This is a genomic window from Solilutibacter pythonis (genome assembly GCF_003697345.1).
Classification (GTDB): Bacteria; Pseudomonadota; Gammaproteobacteria; order Xanthomonadales; family Xanthomonadaceae; genus Solilutibacter; species Solilutibacter pythonis.
The window spans coordinates 1-3,219 of sequence record NZ_RFLY01000039.1; the positions used below are offsets into that span (position 1 = coordinate 1).

The following is a 3,219-nucleotide window of genomic DNA, read 5'->3' on the forward strand; positions in this document are numbered from 1 at the left end:
CCCTTCGCCGATGGCCTCTTCGCCCTGCCCGGCGCCATCGAGCGAGCGGCCGAAGGACAGTTGTCTGAGCTGGCGGCCGTCGGCGTCGTAGTCGGTCAGGTTCAGGCGCTTCAGGCCGTTCTCGTCATAGGTCCGGTGCGCCGTCACCCGGCCCAGCGCGTCGTGGCGCCAGCCTTCGGCGATCTCTGCCGGGCGCTCGCCCACGGTGTAGCGCTTGGACTCGCGGGTCTTGCGGCCCAGTGCGTCGTAGCCCAGGTCGCGGGCGGTGTGCACGCCCGCCTCCAGGCTGCGCCGGCGGATCACCCGACCGGCCGTGTCGTAGTCGAAGGCGGTGCTGTTCTCGGCCTGCTTCAGCACGACCTGTCCATCGACCAGATCGCCGTTCATCACCGTCACCTGGTTGTTGGCGTCGAACGCGTACCAGGCCGTCCTGACCGGCGGACTTGCCCGCATCACCAGGCTGGCCTGTTCCGGGAACACCCAGCGGAAGTCGCTCAGCGTCACCGGGCGCGCGTCGCTCTGCGCCAGGACCACCCGGCTCCTGGCCGTGCCGCCCAGGGCCACGTAGGCCGCGCCCGCCGGCGCGACCGTCTCCAGCGTCGAGCGGCCGCTGCCGGTCTCGCCACTCACCATGCTGCCCGCCTCACGGCGGATCAGCTGGCCCGCGGCATCGTAGAAGTTGAGCAGCACTTGCCCGCTGGCGCTCGCGCTTCCGGCCCACCCGACGATGTCGACCCAGCCTTCGGCGCGAATCTTGACGCCCGGGCGGATCACCGCCCAATCGTTATTGACGATGTCGAAGGTCTTGCCGATGCGCGCCTGGGCGACATGGCGTCCGTCCTTCTCCACGATGGCGAAGCCGGTGCCCTTGTCCCAGCCGGTGTCGCCCTCGCTGAAGTCCGCGTTGGCCGGGGGCTGCTGGTAGGTCTCGTAGATGTCCACCCACCAGTTGGCGGTGGCCCGCTCGCCGCTGGCGGTCTTGAGGTGCAGGGGGATGGCGGGTTGCTTGGCATCCGCCAGCGTTGGGGTGCCGGAGAAGGTGCGGGTGGCGGCATCGAAGCGCAGCCAGGCCGGCAGTCGGCGGGTATCGAGCATGGCCGGCTCGCCGTTGTCGGTCACCAGCCAGTCCGCCGGCACGGTGTACGAGAAGGGTTGCCCGACGCGCACCCGTTGATTCGGCAAGCTTTCCTTCAAACGGGGGTTGGCCAGTACGCCGGGATCCACGCCGGCTGCCGCCCGGCGTGGGCGGGCTCAGCCCGTCCAGCCCGTTGACCTCCGCCAGCACGTACCAGTAGCGGGCGTCGCCATAGACCCGTTGCGCCACTTGCCGCAAGCTTTCCCCGGGTTGCACCTGCACCGTGATGTCCCCGGTCTCGCTGGCTTCGAACCCGGTCAGGTGCGCCAGCACCTCGGTCTTGCCGTCCGCCTTGCCCGTCGCCACGTGGCGGCCGCTGGCGTAATAAGAAAAAGAAAAACTAACTTACCTCCGAATACAGTTCCAAATGCTGTCGCATAAAATACGCAAAATCCTTTGCAATGGTCTTGCGACCCAGCCAAGCTGAGTCCGTAACCATATCGGTCAAATTTCGAACAGTTGGATTTCGTATGCAGCTACCAACCGTCAACTTCCATAGACCGTCGCCGCCAACAGCATCTCGGCTGCCATACGCCACGTAATCTGCTCTACATCGACATTATCACCTATATTCTTGTAATACCCATCCATATCATTGACAAAACCCGAAAGGCCACCCAAGAATTGCTCAAGCGTCTGGTTGCCCCACTCATTGCTCTTCTCCTGACGATCCCGATTCAGGTACTCCACAAACCTCACAAAATCCATTCGTGAGGAGACCGTTTTGGCATAATCAAACAGATCGTCACCGACCATTGTTTCTCCTTTGTCGAATCAAAATCGACGTTCCATCGTTAGTCGTAGTAAATTTAAATAATTCACGGCGCGGAATTTTATCAAGCTTCTGATATGTAATGTTAATACCCGCCCGCTCAAAGCTATGCAAGCGGCGATTGTCAAGAGTAAATACCTTCCCATCACGCTGAACAATTCGAACCGGCTCAATTGAGGCCGGATTGATATCACCGGAGCGCAACCCGTTAATAAAGTCATCCACAGCCCCATAAGGCGGCTTGAAGTTCACGCTGGCACTATCTTGGCTATAGCGAATAACACGGGGATCAATTGTGCCAGTTCTTGGCAAATTCGCGAATTCCGTCGCCGACAGGTAACTCGGTCTAATGCTGTTTGCAACCCCCACTCTTTCAGCCACCACCGCTGGCGCAAGGCCCGGAACGCTCGGCCTTGCCGATGAGACCGTCCCCAGTGTGACCGCATCGCCCAGCCCTTGGAAGGCACCCAGGAAATACTGACCGCCCTCCAAATACGCCAGTGCCGAGTCATGCCCCTTCAACTGGCTCGCCTGTCCCCATTTCTGACCCGCCAGACTCGCATTGTTCGGCGCGTCATACACCCCCTTGATCAGCGATTCGGCCATCGTCGGGATCACCGTCAGCATGCCGCCCGCCAAAGCCCCCGCCTTCTGACGCCAACCTCCGCTGAGGTCATCCAGCATCGCCGTGAAGGTGCTGTACTTATCCATCCACCAGCCTTGATAAGGCGTGTACAGGTTCTCGATGGCCGGCAACTCCGTTCCCGTGCTCGAACCCATTACGGTAATGCGGTCGAATTCGCTTGCACCCGCCGGTTGCGTCCCATAGTCGCCATAGGCCGATATGAATTCGCTGTAATCCGCGTCATCCGCCACGTTCACCGTGATCGAATCCGGCAAGCCTCGCTGCCGAAGGTCGGACACTACTTGCTGCCTGGAAACCCGTTCCCGAGCAGCTTGCTCAAAGGCCGCTGGCCTACCTTTGACATCCGACAGCCTCTCGGACACCGTACCCGCCATTGGGGCTTCGCCCAGCGGAGAAGCACCAGACGGCGCATCTCCCGAGAAGCTGCCAGCATCATAGAAGCTCATGCTCAGCCACTTGAGCTGCTCCTCCAACGGCAGATTACGCCATGCCGCCATGAACTGGCGCGCCCGCGCCCGCCTATCCAACCGCCCCGCCGCCGCATTCCCCAGCGCATTCCCGAACGCGTCCGCCGCCAGGTCGCCGTAGTCGATACCCCCTCGTTGCGCCCCCAGCGCTTGCCGGCTGTGCGCCGTCACCACGTTCCCGATCATCCCCGTCGCCAGG

At 62.1% G+C, this 3,219-nt stretch carries 3 protein-coding genes; all 3 read right to left on the bottom strand.

Translation table 11 applies throughout. The annotated features are described in order from the left end of the window. Positions 1 to 1,224: putative Ig domain-containing protein (locus EBB59_RS13095; protein WP_211327762.1), on the bottom strand; the 1,224-nt coding region annotated here is incomplete at its 3' end. 397 nt (positions 1,225 to 1,621) lie between these two features. After that, on the bottom strand, positions 1,622 to 1,891 hold the full coding sequence (locus EBB59_RS13100) for a DUF7660 family protein (protein WP_122102582.1): 270 nt from the start codon (positions 1,889 to 1,891) through the stop codon (positions 1,622 to 1,624). Further along, positions 1,881 to 3,219 (bottom strand): hypothetical protein (locus EBB59_RS13105; RefSeq protein WP_211327763.1); only part of this gene is annotated, 1,339 nt, incomplete at its 5' end. The genes EBB59_RS13100 and EBB59_RS13105, both read right to left, overlap by 11 nt.